This is a genomic window from Pseudomonas huaxiensis (assembly GCF_003231275.1).
In the GTDB taxonomy this organism is placed as follows: domain Bacteria; phylum Pseudomonadota; class Gammaproteobacteria; order Pseudomonadales; family Pseudomonadaceae; genus Aquipseudomonas; species Aquipseudomonas huaxiensis.
Genome location: NZ_QKVL01000003.1, coordinates 283,408 through 299,613, shown reverse-complemented (window position 1 = coordinate 299,613; position 16,206 = coordinate 283,408). Strand labels below are relative to the sequence as shown.

Sequence of the window (16,206 nt, the reverse complement as noted above, 5' to 3'; positions counted from 1 at the left end):
CGAGGAGGACTCAATGTTTACCGGCATCATCGAATCCATCGGCAGCATCCGTTCCATCACCCCCAAGGGCGGCGACGTGCGGGTCTATGTCGAAACCGGCAAGCTCGATCTGAGCGACGTGAAGCTGGGCGACAGCATCGCGGTCAACGGCGTCTGCCTGACCGCGGTCGAGCTGCCGGGCGACGGCTTCTGGGCTGACGTCAGCCGCGAGACCCTCGACTGCACCGCTTTCGACGACCTCAAGAGCGGCAGCCGGGTCAACCTGGAAAAGGCCCTGACGCCGACCACCCGCCTGGGTGGCCATCTGGTCAGCGGCCACGTCGACGGCGTCGGCGAAGTCATCTCGCGCGCCGATAACGCCCGCGCCATCCAGTTCCGCCTGCGCGCACCGAAGGAACTGGCCAAGTACATCGCCCACAAGGGTTCGATCACCGTCGACGGCACCAGCCTGACGGTCAACCAGGTCGATGGCGCCGAGTTCGAGCTGACCATCGTCCCGCATACGCTGGCCGAGACCATCATGGCCGACTACCGCCCCGGGCGCCGGATCAACCTCGAAGTCGATCTGCTGGCCCGTTACCTGGAGCGCCTGCTCCTGGGCGACAAAGCCGCCGAGCCGAGCAAAGGCAGCGGAATCACCGAAAGCTTCCTGGCCGCCAACGGCTACCTGAAATCCTGATTAGAAGGGGGTGCCGCGTGGCGCTCAACACCATCGAAGAACTGGTCGAAGACATCCGCCAGGGCAAAATGGTCATCCTCATGGATGACGAAGACCGCGAAAACGAAGGCGACATCATCATGGCGGCCGAGTGCTGCCTGCCTGAGCACATCAACTTCATGGCCAAGCACGCTCGTGGCCTGATCTGCATGCCGATGACCCGCGAGCGCTGCGAAACCCTGAAGCTGCCGCTGATGGCCCCGCGCAACGGTTCCGGCTTCGGCACCAAGTTCACCGTGTCCATCGAAGCTGCCGAAGGCGTGACCACCGGCATTTCCGCCGCCGACCGCGCCCGCACCGTACAGGCTGCCGCCGCCAAGGATGCCAAGGCTGAAGACATCGTCAGCCCCGGCCACATCTTCCCGCTGATGGCTCAGCCGGGTGGCACCCTGGCCCGCGCCGGCCACACCGAAGCCGCCTGCGACCTGGCGCGCATGGCCGGTTTCGAGCCGAGCGGTGTGATCTGCGAAGTGATGAACGACGACGGCACCATGTCCCGTCGCCCGGAGCTGGAAGTGTTCGCCGCCGAGCACGGCATCAAAATCGGCACCATCGCCGACCTGATCCACTACCGCATGATCCACGAGCGCACCATCCAGCGCATCGCCGAACAGCCGCTGGACAGCGAGCTGGGCAGCTTCAACCTGGTCACCTACCGCGACTCCGTGGAAGGCGACGTGCACATGGCCCTGACCCTCGGCAAGATCTGCGCCGAAGAGCCGACGCTGGTCCGCGTGCACAACATGGACCCGCTGCGCGATTTGCTGCTCGTCAAACAGCCAGGCCGCTGGAGCCTGCGCGCGGCGATGAGCGCCGTGGCCGATGCCGGCAGCGGTGTGGTGTTGCTGCTGGGTCATCCGCTGGACGGCGACGTCCTGCTGGCGCACATCCGCGAAAGCGCGGGCGATGCCCAGACCAAGACGCCGACCACCTACAGCACCGTCGGCGCCGGTTCGCAGATCCTTCGTGACCTCGGTGTGCGCAAGATGCGCCTGATGAGTTCGCCGATGAAGTTCAACGCGATATCCGGATTCGATCTGGAAGTTGTAGAATACGTGCCCTCCGAATGAGCCCGCGGTATTTGACCGCTCTCTTTTCGTGACCAAAACTCCCACAGGCCGCGTTTTTGCGGCCTGGCTCTTTAAGATGAGAATCCCGCAATGTCCCTGAAGACCATCGAAGGTACCTTCATTGCCCCCAAAGGTCGCTATGCTTTGGTGGTTGGCCGCTTCAACAGCTTCGTCGTCGAAAGCCTGGTGAGCGGTGCCGTTGACGCCCTGGTTCGTCATGGCGTGAGCGAAAGCGACATCGTTGTCATCCGTGCTCCTGGCGCGTTCGAAATCCCGCTGGTTGCACAGAAAGTCGCCCAACAGGGTGAATACTCGGCAATCATCGCCCTGGGTGCGGTGATCCGTGGCGGTACCCCGCACTTCGAATACGTTGCGGGCGAATGCACCAAGGGCCTGGCCCAGGTGTCCATGGAGTTCGGCGTACCGGTTGCTTTCGGTGTCCTGACCGTCGATTCGATCGAACAGGCCATCGAGCGTTCCGGCACCAAGGCCGGCAACAAGGGCGCTGAAGCTGCCCTGTCCGCTCTGGAAATGGTCAGTCTGCTGGCGCAGTTGGAGGCCAAGTGATTAGCGACGAAAGCGATCGTTTCAACCCGCGCGACCCGCAGCCCGCTGATGCAGGCAAGCCGTCGAAAAGTGCCAAGCGTCGTGAAGCCCGCAAGCTCGCGACCCAGGCGCTGTATCAGTGGCACATTGCAAAGCATTCGCTGAACGAGGTCGAAGCGCAGTTCCGGGTCGATAACGATTTCAGCGATGTCGATGGCGCTTACTTCCGGGAGATCCTGCACGGGGTTCCGGCAAGCAAGACCGAAATCGACACTGCGCTCACCCCTTGCCTGGACATGGCCCTGGAAGAGCTCGACCCGGTCGAACTCGCGGTCCTTCGTCTGTCTACCTGGGAACTGCTCAAGCGCGTTGACGTGCCGTACCGCGTTGTCATCAACGAAGGTATCGAGCTGGCCAAGGTCTTCGGTTCCACCGATGGCCACAAGTTCGTCAACGGCGTGCTCGACAAGCTCGCGCCACGGCTTCGCGAAGCCGAAGTGAAGGCGTTCAAGCGCTGATCCCGGCGCTGCCTGACCATGGGTGAGTTCGAGCTGATCCGCCAGTACTTCGCTGCCGCGCCCTGTGCGCAGGGTGGCGAAGGCATCGCCCTTGGTATCGGTGACGATTGCGCGCTGCTGGCGCCGGCTCCCGGCGAACAGTTGGCAATCTCCACCGATACGCTGGTGGCCGGGGTGCATTTCCCCGCCGTCAGCGACCCTTTCCTGCTCGGTCAGCGCTCGCTGGCAGTAGCGGCCAGCGACCTGGCTGCGATGGGCGCTACCCCGCTTGCCTTTACCCTTGCCTTGACCGTGCCGGACGTCAGTCCCGACTGGTTGCTGGCTTACGCCCACGGTTTGAACCGGATGGCCAGCCAGTGCGGACTGACTCTGATCGGTGGCGACACCACGCGCGGCCCGCTGAGCCTGACCATGACCGTGTTCGGTCGTGTTCCCGTGGGACAGGCGCTGACCCGTGGCGGCGCCCGGGCGGGCGATCTGGTCTGCGTCGGTGGTGAGCTGGGCAATGCCGCAGGCGCGCTGCCGCTGGTGCTGGGCGAGCGTCAGGCCGATGCAACCCTGGCCGAGCCGCTGTTGTCCCACTATTGGTCGCCTTCGCCGCAATTGGCGCTGGGTCAGGCACTGCGGAACAAGGCCACGGCGGCGCTGGATATTTCCGACGGACTGCTGGCTGACTGCGGGCATATCGCCACGGCTTCGAACGTGGCCCTGCGTCTGGAACTGGAGCGGCTGCCGCTGAGTCGGGCGCTGTTGGGTTTCCTCTGCCTGGATCAGGCCCGTCAGGCGGCGCTGACCGGCGGCGATGACTACGTGATCGCCTTCACCCTACCGCCCACCGAACTGGCCGGGCTGCGGGATGCCGGCTGGCCGGTGCACGTGGTCGGCCGCGTGGAGGTGGGCAGCGGCGTCAGCCTGCACGACGCCGTAGGCAATGACATCACCCCGGCTGTGCGCGGGTATCAACATTTCAGGGAGACACCGTGACCGACCACCCCAATCAGGTGCCAGCGGAAAACGTTCCGCCATCGGTCTGGCGCAACCCCTGGCATTTCCTCGCGTTCGGCTTCGGCTCTGGCACGCTGCCCAAAGCCCCGGGCACCTGGGGTTCGCTCGTAGCGCTGCCATTCGTCCCGTTGTGGCAGATGCTGCCGGACTGGGGCTACTGGCTGATGCTCGGGCTGACCATGCTGTTCGGCTTCTGGCTGTGCGGCAAGGTCGCCGATGACTTGGGCGTGCACGACCATGAAGGCATCGTCTGGGACGAGATGGTTGGCATGTGGATCACCCTCTGGCTGGTGCCCGAGGGTTGGCTATGGTTGTTGGCAGGTTTTCTGATGTTCCGCTTTTTCGACATCCTCAAGCCTTGGCCCATCCGCTGGATCGATCGGCATGTGCACGGCGGTGTCGGCATCATGCTCGATGATGTGCTGGCCGGGGTGTTCGCCTGGCTGGCGATGCAAGTGTTGGTATGGAGTCTGGTTTAAAGGGAGTCGGCAATGCGTGGATGGCGACAATGGCTGCTGATGTTGGTCATGGCGGCGGGAATGCAGGGAATCGCTGCTGCCGAAGGGCTGCCGCCGCAGGTTCGCCTGGCCAGTGAGAGCTGGCTGGATTACACCAACGCCGACGGCAGCGGCCTGGCCTGGGATGTCCTGCGCAAGGTCTTCGAGCCTGCCGGGGTCAAGGTGACGGTGCTCAGCGCGCCGTACACCCGCGCCGTCGGCCTGGTCAAACGCGGAGAGGCGGACGCCTGGGTGGGTTCCTACGCCGCCGAAAACGACGACAACCTCTACCCGCGCTGGAATTTCGATTCCGACCATATCTATGCGCTGGGCCTGGCCACCCATCCGCGGCCTACCCTGGAAACCCTCGGCCAGTTCCGCCTGTCCTGGGTCCGCGGCTACGACTATCAGAACTACCTGCCCAACATCACCGGTAATTACCGCGAAGTGCAGCGCCGCGACGGCATCCTGCCGATGCTGGAGCGCGAGCGGGTGGATTTCTATATCGATGCGCAGACCGAAGTGGAATACGTGCGCAGCCATGCCGAGCACCCGGATCAATTCCGCAGCACCCATGTGGCAGAACTGCCGTTGTACCTGGCATTTGGCAACACGCCCGAGGGCCGGGCGCTGCGCGAGCTGTTCGACAAGCGCATGGACGTGCTGGTGCCAAGCGGCGAACTGAAGCCGATTTTCCAGCGCTGGAAGCAGCCATACCCGTTCGATCAGTCGGGCAAGTAGGGGCTTTGGGGCAATGGCGCGGCGGCTTGGTATCGAACTTTTCGATCTGTTGGCCCAGTAATTCAGCATAAGCAGGTGCGGCAAGCTGCTGTTACAATCGGCCCACGTCAATTTTCATGCATATTCAGGAGCACAAGGTGCCCGTCGTTTTTGTTGCTGCTTCCAAGCTGCCTACTCCTTTCGCGACTTTCACCATGCACGGCTTTCTCGACGAAGCCACTGGCCGCGAGCACGTCGTGCTCAGCCTCGGCGATATCGCCGATGGCCAGCCGGTGCTGGGTCGCCTGCATTCCGAATGCCTGACCGGTGATGCCTTGTTCAGCCAGCGGTGCGATTGTGGTTCCCAGCTCGAAGCGGCCCTGCAGGCCATCGCCCGGGAAGGGCGTGGCGCGTTGCTTTATCTTCGCCAGGAAGGCCGTGGCATTGGTCTGCTGAACAAGATTCGCGCGTACGAGTTGCAGGACGGCGGCGCCGACACTGTCGAGGCCAATGAGCGTCTGGGCTTTGCCGCTGACCTGCGTGACTACGCCATGTGCCGGCCAATGCTGGAGCACCTGGGCATCACCTCGTTGCGCTTGATGACCAACAACCCGCGCAAGGTCAAGGCACTGACCGACATGGGTATCGTGGTCGCCGAGCGTGTGCCGCTGCACACCGGCCACAACCCGCACAACAAACACTACCTGGCCACCAAGGCCGGCAAGCTCGGCCACATGATGGGCAACGAGCACCAGGGTGAGGCCGGCCGGGCGTGACCCGCAGCCAGGTTCGTCGTCGCCTGACCATCGCCTGGTTGCAGTACCTGGCGGTGGCGCTGGCGCCGCTGCTGGTGTTCTCCTGGGCGTTCGGTGGCAGTGAGCCGGTCATCCCGGTCCTGGCCATGCCGATGTTCATTGCCGGCGTGGCGTCGATGTTCCTGACCCTGCCGCGCTTCACTGTCTACAAGCACGCGCTGATCGCCACCGGCAAAGCCCTCAACACCGAAGAAGAACCCGCCGCCTGGATCGAACTGGCGCGGGTGCGACGCCTGGGCATGCTGTTCGCCTGCCTGCCGGCGTGGATCGCCGCGCTGTCGGTGCTGGTGGGTCTGGAGGCGGTGCCGCAGATTCTGTTGGCGATCTCGAGCGTGGTCATCCTCTACCTCTACCGTATTCCTCGCCAACTCGCCTGATGCGCGCGCTTTTGTTGCTGGTGGCGCTGGTGTTCGCCTGGCCACTGGCAGCCGCGCCACGGGTGGTCAGCCTGGCGCCCTCGCTGACGGAAATCGTCGTTGAACTGCAGGCCGCCGATCTGCTGGTGGGCGTGCTCAATGCCGGCGAACGCCCGGCGGCCCTGGCGCAGGTTCCTTCGGTGGGGCGTTACGGGCAACTCGACCTGGAACGCCTGCTCAGCCTCAAGCCCGACCTCATCCTGCTCTGGCCCGCCAGCGTGCCACCGGCCCAACGCGCCCAGCTCGAGCGCCTTGGCATCCCGCTGTACACCGCCGAACCCCACGACCTCGACAGCCTGATCGCGCAGATCGAAGCCATCGGCGAGCGGCTGGGCCGGGCCGACGTTGCCCGTCGATACGCCAGTCAATTGCGCGACCGGCTACAGGCGCTGCGCGTTCAGTACCGTCGCGAACAACCATTGCGAGTGTTCTACCAGGTCTGGGACAAGCCGCTGTACACCGTGGGTGCCGGGCAAATCATCAGCGATGCCTTGAAGGTCTGTGGTGCACGCAATGTGTTCGACGACCTGCAACTGCCGGCCCCGCAGGTCAGTATCGAAAGCGTGTTGTTGCGCGATCCGCAGGTGATCCTTGCCAGTGACGCGGCGCAATTGACCGCCTGGAAAAGCTGGTCGCAGCTCTCGGCGGTTCGCGCCGGACAGTTGCTGCGGGTGCCGGACAAGGGCCTGGAGCGCCCCAGTGGTCAGATGATCGAAGCCACGGCGAAGCTGTGCCGAACGCTGGCTACAGCGCCGGCGTCCAGTTGATCGCCAGCAGCCAGGTTCGGCCTTCCTCGCGATAGCCGTAGTCCGTGCCGAGGTGGTTGTACTGGGCGCGGGCGTAGTCCTTGTTCAGCAGGTTGTCGGCCTTCAGTTCCAGACGAATCTCCGGCGTCAGCCGCCAACTGGCCCGCGCACCCAGCAGGCCGTAGCCGCCGAGCTGGCGCTGGTTCTTGTCGTCGGCGTAGCTGCTGCTCACCGCCTGCCAGGATGCGCCGAGGCCAAGACGGTCGAACTGCCGGTCCAGATCCAGGCTCAGGGTGCGTCGCGTACGGCGCTCCAGGGTGTGGCCGCTGTCGCGGTCGCGCGGGTCCATCAGGGCCACGGCCAACTGGCTCTGCCAGCCGTCCCAGTCCTGCTTCAGCGCAGCTTCGAAACCGATGATCCGCGCCTGGCTGACGTTGTAGGGAATGTCGCGAAAGATGATCGCGTCGCGCAGGTCGGTGCGGTACAGCGAGGTTTCCAGGCGGCTGTCCTCGCTCAACCGACTGCGCCATTGCAGCTCGTAGCTTTTCGAGCGTTCCGGCTTGAGGTTCGGGTTGCCGAAGCCTGGGTAATACAAGTCGTTGAAGGTCGGTGCGCGGAAGCCTTCGCTGTAGGACAGCAGCACATCGTTATCGACGTTTACCGGTAGCGTCAGGCTGGCGCTCCAGGTGTTCTGCCCGCCGAACTGCTGGTTGTGGTCGCGGCGCAGGCCCAGTTCCGTCGAGAAGTGTTCGCCTTGGTAGCGGTGCTGGACGAAAGCCGCGCGGTTCCAGCGGCTGTCTTCGGCGAAGTTCACGTTGGCGTGCAGGCGATCGACATAGGCGTCGCCGCCGAGCATCAGGCTGTGCCGGTCGTTGAGGCTCAGGTCGTTCTGCCAGGTGATGGCGTCGCGGTAGGTGTTGAGCACGTCGGACTGGCTGCTGAGTTTGTCGCGGCTGCGGTCGCGGTTTTCGCTGTGGGCCAGGTCCACGCGGCTGTGCCATTGCTCGGTGATCTGGGCGGCGAGCCAGGTGCCGGCGCTGCTGACGGTGAAATCGCTGTACGGAGCCTGCGGCACGACTGCGCCGGTTTCCTCGATGTAGCGCCCGAAGGGGTTGTCGAATTCCCGTCGACCACGGCTGTCCAGCAGGTTGGCGCCGACTTCGAGGTTCTCGCCGAGCTGGTGCGACAGGCTCAGGCTGACGGAGCGGTTGCGGTAGGCATCGTGGTCGTTGTCGCTCGCGTAGGACTGCCGGGTGTCGTTGATGCCGGCGCTTTCATCCAGGCTAGCGCCGAGGCTGAAGCGGGTACGCTCATCGCCGCCGGATAGGCCGAGGCTGCGCTGGACGGTCTGCTGGCTGCCGACGGCCAGGCGCATATTGGCGTGCAGGTTCTGCTCGTTGCCGCGGCGGGTAAAGATCTGGATCACCCCGCCCATGGCGTCGCTGCCGTAGATCGCCGAACGCGAGCCGCGCAGCACTTCCACCCGCTCGATCTGGCCGATATCCAGGTATTGCAGGCCGCTGTCGCCGGACGAGGTGTTGGCGATGCGCTGACCGTCTACCAGCACCAGGCTCTGGGCCGACTTGGTGCCGCGAATGAAGATCCCCGGCAGGCTGCCGCGGCCACCGGTGCGGGCGACTTGCACGCCGGGAACGCGGGTCAGCAGGTCGGTGACGTTGCTGGGCTGCAAGCGCTCGATGTCGTCGCGGGTGAAGACCGTGCTGGCGCTGGCGGACTGGCTGCGGTCCTCGACCTGGCGGTTGGCGCTGATGACCACGTCAGGGAGTTGCAGGGCGGCGTCGCGGTTCAGCGGTTCGGCGAGGAGCGGGGTGGGGAGGCAGAGCAGAAGTGGTGCAAGGCGGGGGATTTTCATTTGGCAGTTCTATTGCTGTCGCCGCGATTCGGCGTCCCGACAACGCCGGCTCCCAGGGTTCGGCGGCGTTCGCAAAACCTGTGGGAGCCGGCGTTGCCGGCGATGAGGCCCTTAAAGGCCCAGCCGTTGCAGACGCTGGCGCACCGCATCTTCGATTCCGGCCTCATCCAGCCCGCATTCGGCAAGCATCTGCGCCGGCTTGGCGTGCTCGACATAAATGTCCGGCAAGCCCAGATGCAGCACCGGCTTGAGCACGGCTTCGCGGGCAAGGAATTCGCTGACCGCAGCACCGGCGCCACCCATGATGGCGTTCTCTTCGAGGGTCACCAGCAGGTCGTGGCCGGCGGCCAGTTCCAGCACCAGTGCTTCATCCAGCGGTTTGACAAAGCGCATGTCGACCACGGTGGCATCGAGGGTTTCGCCGACCTTCAGGGCTTCGGCCAACTGCACGCCGAACACCAGCAGGGCGACTTTGCTGCCCTGGCGGCGAATTACGCCCTTGCCGATTTCCAGCGGTTCGAGGCTGTTCTCGATGGTGGCGTTGGGGCCGCTGCCGCGTGGATAGCGCACCGCCGCCGGGCCGTTGTAGAGGTGGCCGGTGTTGAGCATGCGGCGCAGCTCGTTTTCGTCGCTCGGGGTCATCACCAGCATGCCGGGGATGCACCGCAGGAAGGACAGGTCGTAGCTGCCGGCGTGGGTCGGGCCGTCTTCGCCCACCAGACCGGCGCGGTCGATGGCGAACAGCACGTCGAGGTTCTGCACCGCGACGTCGTGAATCAACTGGTCGTAGGCGCGCTGGAGGAACGTCGAGTAGATCGCCACCACCGGCTTGGAGCCCTCGCAGGCCATGCCTGCGGCCAGGGTCACGGCGTGTTGTTCGGCGATCGCGACGTCGAAGTAGCGCTGTGGATAACGTTCGCTGAAGGCCACCAGGTCGGAGCCTTCCTTCATCGCCGGGGTAATGCCCACCAGGCGCTCGTCGGCGGCGGCCATGTCGCACAGCCACTGACCGAACACCGCCGAGTACTTCGGACCACCAGCCTTTTTCGGCGCGGCCGGTTTGTCGGCGGGTTCCAGCTTGGTGATGGCGTGGTAGCCGATCGGATCGACCTCGGCCGGGGCGAAGCCCTTGCCCTTCTTGGTCACCACGTGCAGGAACTGCGGGCCCTTGAGGTCGCGCATGTTGCGCAGGGTGGCGATCAGGGTCGGCAGGTCGTGGCCGTCGATCGGGCCGATGTAGTTCCAGCCCAGCTCTTCGAACAGGGTGCCGGGGACCAGCATGCCCTTGGCGTATTCTTCGGTGCGGCGGGCGATTTCCCAGGCGCCGGGCAGGCGCGACAGCACTTTCTTGCTGCCTTCGCGCATGCTCGCGTAAGTACGGCTGGAGAGGATCTTGGCCAGGTAGTTGGACAGCCCGCCGACGTTGCGCGAGATCGACATGTCGTTGTCGTTGAGGATCACCAGCATGTCGGCGTTGACTTCCTGGGCGTGGTTCAACGCCTCGAAGGCCATGCCGGCGGTCAGGGCGCCGTCGCCGATCACCGCGATGGACTTGCGCGACTCGTTGCGCAGGCGGGCGGCGATGGCCATGCCCAGCGCAGCGCTGATCGAGGTGCTGGAGTGACCGACGCCGAAGGTGTCGTACTCGCTTTCACTGCGGCGCGGGAAGGCGGCGATGCCGTCTTTCTGGCGCAGGGTGTTCATGCGCTGGCGGCGGCCGGTGAGGATCTTGTGCGGATAAGCCTGGTGCCCGACGTCCCACACCAGGCGGTCGTCCGGGGTATCGAAGACGTAGTGCAGGGCAACCGTCAGCTCGATGACGCCCAGGCCGGCACCGAAGTGCCCACCGGTCTGACCAACGGTATAGAGCAACTCCTGACGCAGTTCGTCAGCCAGGTTCTCCAGGTCGGCTTCGGCCAGACGACGCAGGCCGGCTGGCGTATCGGCACGGTCAAGCAGCGGCGTGACCGGGCGTTCGCGGGGGATCTCTTGAAACGTCGTGGGCATCAGGCGAGTCGTTATAGGTTTGAAGACGCGGAAGTTTACCCCATTGGGGAGTGACTGCCCATTCAGCGGGCCAGGTGTAGTGTTCGGTTGGGCGCGAGGGCCTCATCGCTGGCAACGCCAGCTCCCACAGGGTTCAGCGGTGTACGCGATACCTGTGGGAGCCGGCGTTGCCGGCGATTGGCTCAGCGCGTCAGTTACGTCGTTCGACGATATACCGCGCCAGCGCCCGCAGCGGCTCGGCGGCTGCGTCAAACGGCCGCAAGGCGTCGAGGGCCTGGTCGCGCAGTTCCAGGGCGTAGGCCTTGGCCGCGTCGAGGCCGAGCAGGGCCGGGTAGGTCGGTTTGTCACGGGCGATATCGGCGCCCTGGCGCTTGCCGAGGGTCTCGGTATCGCTTTCGACGTCGAGGATATCGTCCTGAACCTGGAAGGCCAGGCCGATGGCCTGGGCATACTGTTGCAGGGCCTGCAGTTCAGCTTCGCCAGCGCGGTTGCTGGCCAGTGCGCCGACGCGCACGCTGGCTTCGATCAGCGCGCCGGTCTTGTGCCGGTGCATGAATTCGAGGGCGGTCTGGTCGAGTTTCAAGCCCACCGAGCCGAGATCGATGGCCTGGCCGCCGACCATACCGGCAGGGCCTGCGGCGCTGGCCAGGGTCTGCACCATGGCGATGCGGATGGCATCGCTCTGCGGGCTCAGGCGCGGGTCGAGCAGGGCGCTGAAGGCCAGGCTCTGCAGGCCGTCGCCAGCGAGGATCGCGCAGGCTTCGTCGAAGGCTTTGTGGGTGGTCGGCTGGCCACGGCGCAGGTCGTCGTCGTCCATGGCCGGCAGGTCGTCGTGGACCAGGGAGTAGGCGTGGATCAGTTCAACCGCGCAGGCCGCGCCGTTGGCCTGTTCGGCCGCGCCGCCCAGCGCTTCGCAGGCGGCGTAGGCGAGCAGCGGGCGGACCCGCTTGCCGCCGTTCATCACGCTGTAGCGCATGGCTTCGTAGAGGCGGGTCAGTTCGACCGAAGGTGGTTGGAACAGATGCTCCAATGCGCCATCGACACGGGCCTGGCAACTGTCCTGGTACGCCTTGATCATTGTTCTTGTTCCGCGTCGAAGGGCTCCGCGGCGAGTTCGCCGTCGCGCTCCAGCAGGATCTGCACTTTCTGCTCGGCCTGGGTCAGGGCGCCCTGGCAGTCACGGGTCAGGCGGATGCCTTGCTCGAAGGCGGTCAACGAGTCTTCCAGCGACAGTTCGCCGTTCTCCAGACGCTCGACCAGGGCTTGCAGGTCAGCGAGGGATTGCTCGAAATCGATGGCGGCTTTTTTTCGGGCCATGGCGGCTGTCTCGGTGGCTGTCGGAACGGCGCGACACTAGCAGAGCAGGGCAGTGGGGGCAAATCAGGGGGCGCTTCTTTTGTCGTATTCGAACACCGTTCGCTGCGTTGTGGGGGCTTGTGGCTCTCTGCCATAATCGCCGCCGCTCTGCGCCCAGACGTTCCTGTCGTGTCCGCGCCCTTCCCGTCGTTGCGTAATGGACTACGTTGTGAGCTTTCTTTCGATCGAGTTCGGTCTCGCCTTCATTCTGTTCTTCGCCCTGTACTGGAGCCTGTGCTGGAATCTCCGGTTGCAGAACGCCGTGTTGCTGGCGGCCAGCTACGGCCTGGTCTTCAGTTTCAGCCCGTGGGCCCTCTATGTGCTGCTGGGGTACACGGCGGCGGTGTGGTTGCTCGGGCGCCTGGCGGGGCGTTATCCGGGGCGTAGTTTCAATACGCTGTTGCTCCTGGTGCTGGTGCTTGGCGGCTTCTATTGGTTCAAGTATCAGGAATTCTTCGTCGGTGGCGTGCAGGCTGCGCTGACGGGACTTGGCCTGAGCGTCTCGCTGCCGGTGTTGCAGTTGCTGGTGCCGATCGGCTTTTCCTTCTATGCCTTCCATTCGGTCAGTTATCTGGTGTCGATCAACCGCCGCGAGCTGGCGCCTGCTCCGCTGCCAGACCTTGCGCTGTACCTGGCGTTCTTCCCCAGCCTGGTGGCCGGGCCGGTCAATCGCGCCACGCACCTGTTGCCGCAGATTCGTCCACCACAGATGCGCCAGTTGCTGGAACCGCAGCGTGCCCTCGGGCTGATCGCCCTGGCGGTGGCCAAGGTGTTCCTGCTCAGCGGCTGGCTGGCCAGCGAGTGGGTGGACCCGGTGTTCGAGACGCCGGGCAACTTCTCTGCCGAGCGCATCCTGCTGGCGGTGTATGGCTACAGCGTGCAGATCTATCTCAACTTCAGCGGCTACACCCATCTGGTCACCGGCATCGCCCTGCTGCTGGGTTTTCGTCTGCCGGTCAACTTCGATGCGCCGTATGCCGCGCGCAACCTGCGGGAGTTCTGGAGCCGCTGGCATATCAGCCTGTCCACCTTCATCCGTGACTACATCTATATCCCGCTGGGCGGCAACCGTCACGGCGCCTGGTTCGCCACCCTGAACATGTTCCTGGCCATGCTGATCTCCGGGCTCTGGCATGGCGCGAGCGTGAACTTTCTGGTGTGGGGCGCGCTGCACGGCGTCGGGCTGGCGGTGTACAAGCTTTCGAGTCACTGGCTGCCGCGCTGGCCGGGCGCGGATTTGCTGGCGCGGCTGCTGACGTTTCACTACGTGGCGTTCGCCTGGATCTTCTTCCGCAGCACCAGCCTGGATGGCGCGCTGGATATGCTCGCCGGCATCGGCGGGCTGTCCGTCGCCGGTTTGTCCGGCGCTACCGGGGCGCTGTTGCTGGCCTGCATTGCCGCGCTGGCGATTTATCCACAGGCGCTGCTGCTGATGCGCCGGGGCTTCGCCGCCAGCAGCCGCTTGCCGTGGCAGTTCTATCCGCTGCCGCTGGCGCTGTTCCTCGCGCTGGTCATCTTCGCCGCGCCATCGGGTGTGCCGGGGTTCATCTATGCCGGCTTCTGATATTCGACACCTGTTCAACACGCAACTGGGCGCGGCCCGGGTGCTGTATGCGCTGTTGTTGACCAGCGTGCTGCTGGTCTGGCTGAACCAGCAGTCCATCGCCCTGTATTGCCAGCAGAAATACCATCAGAGCTGTGAGCTGCCCGGTGTTGGGCAAAGCACGTTGTGGCGCCTGGGCGGTAACCTGAATCAGGCGTTGGCCGACGCCCGCGAGCGCTTTGTCGACAGCCTCCGCGAGCAACTGGCCGAGGCCCCGTCAGCACCGTCAGCGCCCGTGGTGGAAGCGCCAGTGGTGGTCGAACTGCCGCCGAACATGCCGGTGGTGACCGTGGACATCGCGACGACAGCCCCGAAGCCCACGCCTGCGCCGCCACCCGTACCGCCACCGGCAAAAGCCAGGCCGGTGGTCGCCGCCGCAGTTGCGCCGCCAGCTGTGAAGGCGCCGCCCGTAATGCCAGTGTCCGTGATGCCCGTGCCGACAGCATCGCCGGTCGTCACCCTGAGCAGCGGTGATGAGGTGTTTCTGGTGGGTGACTCGATGATGCAGGGCGTGGCGCCGCACCTGTCCAACACCCTGCTCAAGCGCTACGGCATTCGTAGCGTCAACCTCAGCCGGCAGAGTACTGGTCTTGCATATCCGGGCTTCTTCAACTGGCCGCAGACGGTGAGCCGGACCTTGAAGGAGCGTCCGAAGATTCGTCTGATGGTGGTGTTCCTCGGTCCCAACGATCCGTGGGACATGCCGCAAGGCAAGGGCAAGCCGTTCCTGCGTTTCAGGACGGCGCCCTGGGAGCAGGCCTACCGCCAGCGCATCGACACGATGTTCGAGCAGGCCCAGGCCCATGGCGTGCAAGTGATCTGGGTCGGTCCGCCAAACATGCAACAGGCGCGGTTGTCCACGGCGATGAGCTATCTCAGCGGCCTGTACCGGCAGCAGGCGCTGCAGCACCGCCAGCACTATGTTTCGGCCAACGCCGTGCTGGGTTACAGGGCTGACGAATTTTCCTATACCGTGCAGAACAGCCAGGGCGGCCAGCTCCGCACTCGCGCTGACGACGGGATTCACTTCACCATTCCCGGGCAGAAGCTGATCGCCAACCAGGTGTTGTCGCTGATCGCGTTTCCCGGCCCCACCGTGACGGGACATTGAGATGCGCCGAGCCCCCTGTTTTTTCGCCTTGCTCGTGCTCAGTTGTCTGTTGCCGGGTTGCAGCCCGAAGGCGGCGGTGGACGTACCGCGCGCCGCGCCGGTCAGCCGCGATGGCAACCTCGGTGCGCTGGCCGGCAAGCTGCGTTCCGCCGCGCGGGCGCCGGTGAACATCGTCCAGTTCGGCGACTCGCACACGGCCGCCGATATCTTCAGTGGCGAGCTGCGCCGCTTGTTCCAGGCCGAGTACGGCGATGGCGGGATTGGCCTGGTGGCGGCGACACCGGTGCCCGGCACCCGTTACGAGCAGGTGGTGCTCAAGGCGGCCGAGTCGCAGTGGCAACTGGTGTCAGCGCGCAACCAGCACAGTGAGCAGTTTCCGCTGGGCGGTTACCTGTCGCTGCCCCAGGCGTCGAAGGCCACGGTGCGCATCGAGGCGCGCCAGCCGGACGACAAGCGTTACCGGGTCTCGGCGCTGTACCAGGCGCAACAACATGCCAGCCTGAATGCCCGCGACGGCATCAACCCGGATCGTCGCCTGATGCTCGCCGCCACTGGCGGGCAATGGCGCTTCAGTCCGGTGCTGAACAACGCTCGGCTGCCGTTGGAGCTGTCCGTCGAGGCGCCGGCGGGTGAGGCGCTGGGCGGCTGGTATATCCAGGGGCAGAAGAATGCTGGCGTGACCCTGTCCGCGCTGGGTATCAATGGCGCGCAACTGGAAGTGATGAACAAGTGGCAGGCCGGCTGGCAGGAGAGCCTCAAGGCGCTGCGGCCGGATCTGGTGATTCTGGCCTACGGCACCAACGAGGCCTTCGACCCTCGGCTGGACCTGGACCAGTACCGCCAGCAACTGACCCACACCCTCGCCGAACTGCGCCGGCAGATGCCGCGGGCGGTGTTGCTGCTGGTCGGTCCGCCGGACTCCATCAAACAGCGCAATGCCCAGGGCTGCGCGGCGCGGATGCCGGGGCCGCTGCCGGCGATCATCGGCATTCAGCGGGACGTGGCGAAGGCGTCCGGGGCGTTGTTCTGGGATTGGCAGGCGTTCATGGGCGGCGAGTGCTCGATCCTGCAGTGGCAGGCGAGCGGATTGGCACGGGGCGATCTGATTCACCTGAGCACCGAAGGGTATCGGCGCAGTGCGGGCGGGTTGTATGGGTTCTTGCGGGGGCAGCTTGGGGTGAGGTGAAGCATCGCTGGCTCGCATC

The 16,206-nt window shown here is 65.0% G+C and carries 17 protein-coding genes; 13 read left to right on the top strand and 4 right to left on the bottom strand.

Annotation, left to right across the window (positions count from 1 at the left end; all coding sequences use genetic code 11):
- Positions 1-13: 13 nt before the first annotated feature.
- The 10 genes from DM374_RS06330 (at position 14) to DM374_RS06285 (ending at position 7,072) form a co-directional block, all read left to right on the top strand.
- Positions 14-679: a riboflavin synthase gene (locus tag DM374_RS06330; protein ID WP_110969091.1), complete on the top strand. Its 666-nt coding sequence runs from the start codon at positions 14-16 to the stop codon at positions 677-679.
- A gap of 17 nt (positions 680-696) precedes the next feature.
- A complete protein-coding gene (gene ribBA / locus DM374_RS06325) occupies positions 697-1,788 on the top strand; it encodes a bifunctional 3,4-dihydroxy-2-butanone-4-phosphate synthase/GTP cyclohydrolase II (protein ID WP_110969090.1) in 1,092 nt (363 codons plus the stop codon).
- Positions 1,789-1,878: 90 nt separating this feature from the next.
- The gene (gene ribH, locus DM374_RS06320; RefSeq protein ID WP_095159372.1) at positions 1,879-2,355 is read left to right on the top strand and encodes a 6,7-dimethyl-8-ribityllumazine synthase; all 477 of its coding nucleotides are present in this window, start codon (positions 1,879-1,881) and stop codon (positions 2,353-2,355) included.
- Positions 2,352-2,852 (top strand): transcription antitermination factor NusB, encoded by a 501-nt coding sequence (gene nusB / locus DM374_RS06315; protein ID WP_095159371.1) that lies wholly within the window; start codon positions 2,352-2,354, stop codon positions 2,850-2,852. Before ribH ends, nusB begins: the two co-directional genes overlap by 4 nt.
- An 18-nt stretch (positions 2,853-2,870) precedes the next feature.
- Complete coding sequence (thiL, locus tag DM374_RS06310; RefSeq protein ID WP_110969089.1) at positions 2,871-3,836, top strand: thiamine-phosphate kinase; 966 nt, start codon at positions 2,871-2,873, stop codon at positions 3,834-3,836.
- Positions 3,833-4,336 (top strand): phosphatidylglycerophosphatase A family protein, encoded by a 504-nt coding sequence (locus DM374_RS06305; RefSeq protein WP_110969088.1) that lies wholly within the window; start codon positions 3,833-3,835, stop codon positions 4,334-4,336. Before thiL ends, DM374_RS06305 begins: the two co-directional genes overlap by 4 nt.
- Before the next feature lie 39 nt (positions 4,337-4,375).
- On the top strand, positions 4,376-5,095 hold the full coding sequence (locus DM374_RS06300; protein WP_404821298.1) for a substrate-binding periplasmic protein: 720 nt from the start codon (positions 4,376-4,378) through the stop codon (positions 5,093-5,095).
- 137 nt (positions 5,096-5,232) lie between these two features.
- Positions 5,233-5,850: a GTP cyclohydrolase II gene (gene ribA / locus DM374_RS06295; protein ID WP_175653510.1), complete on the top strand. Its 618-nt coding sequence runs from the start codon at positions 5,233-5,235 to the stop codon at positions 5,848-5,850.
- Positions 5,847-6,266 (top strand): MFS transporter, encoded by a 420-nt coding sequence (locus DM374_RS06290; RefSeq protein WP_110969086.1) that lies wholly within the window; start codon positions 5,847-5,849, stop codon positions 6,264-6,266. Before ribA ends, DM374_RS06290 begins: the two co-directional genes overlap by 4 nt.
- Positions 6,266-7,072, top strand: a complete 807-nt coding sequence (locus DM374_RS06285; RefSeq protein ID WP_110969085.1) for a cobalamin-binding protein — start codon at positions 6,266-6,268, stop codon at positions 7,070-7,072. The genes DM374_RS06290 and DM374_RS06285 overlap by 1 nt, the downstream gene beginning before the upstream one ends.
- On the opposite strand, the gene DM374_RS06280 is transcribed toward DM374_RS06285, so the two are convergent.
- The 4 genes from DM374_RS06280 to DM374_RS06265 all read right to left on the bottom strand — a co-directional run bounded on the left by DM374_RS06280 (position 7,050) and on the right by DM374_RS06265 (position 12,248).
- On the bottom strand, positions 7,050-8,924 hold the full coding sequence (locus tag DM374_RS06280; RefSeq protein WP_110969084.1) for a TonB-dependent receptor domain-containing protein: 1,875 nt from the start codon (positions 8,922-8,924) through the stop codon (positions 7,050-7,052). The two genes, DM374_RS06285 and DM374_RS06280, sit on opposite strands and share 23 nt — an antisense overlap.
- Positions 8,925-9,035: 111 nt before the next feature.
- Positions 9,036-10,931, bottom strand: a complete 1,896-nt coding sequence (gene dxs / locus DM374_RS06275; RefSeq protein ID WP_110969083.1) for a 1-deoxy-D-xylulose-5-phosphate synthase — start codon at positions 10,929-10,931, stop codon at positions 9,036-9,038.
- Between the two features lie 190 nt (positions 10,932-11,121).
- Positions 11,122-12,009, bottom strand: coding sequence for a (2E,6E)-farnesyl diphosphate synthase (gene ispA / locus DM374_RS06270; protein ID WP_110969082.1), 888 nt, complete (start codon positions 12,007-12,009; stop codon positions 11,122-11,124).
- Positions 12,006-12,248 carry an exodeoxyribonuclease VII small subunit gene (locus DM374_RS06265; protein WP_095159361.1) on the bottom strand — a complete coding sequence of 81 codons (243 nt, stop codon included), beginning with the start codon at positions 12,246-12,248 and terminating at the stop codon, positions 12,006-12,008. The genes ispA and DM374_RS06265 overlap by 4 nt, the downstream gene beginning before the upstream one ends.
- Before the next feature lie 208 nt (positions 12,249-12,456).
- On the opposite strand from DM374_RS06265, the gene DM374_RS06260 reads away from it, so the two are divergent.
- The 3 genes from DM374_RS06260 to DM374_RS06250 are packed head-to-tail and all read left to right on the top strand — an operon-like array spanning position 12,457 to position 16,187.
- Positions 12,457-13,851 (top strand): MBOAT family O-acyltransferase, encoded by a 1,395-nt coding sequence (locus DM374_RS06260; protein WP_225422453.1) that lies wholly within the window; start codon positions 12,457-12,459, stop codon positions 13,849-13,851.
- Positions 13,838-15,001, top strand: coding sequence for an SGNH/GDSL hydrolase family protein (locus tag DM374_RS06255; protein WP_110969080.1), 1,164 nt, complete (start codon positions 13,838-13,840; stop codon positions 14,999-15,001). The genes DM374_RS06260 and DM374_RS06255 overlap by 14 nt, the downstream gene beginning before the upstream one ends.
- Position 15,002: 1 nt before the next feature.
- Positions 15,003-16,187 (top strand): SGNH/GDSL hydrolase family protein, encoded by a 1,185-nt coding sequence (locus tag DM374_RS06250; protein WP_110969079.1) that lies wholly within the window; start codon positions 15,003-15,005, stop codon positions 16,185-16,187.
- Positions 16,188-16,206 lie beyond the last annotated feature (19 nt).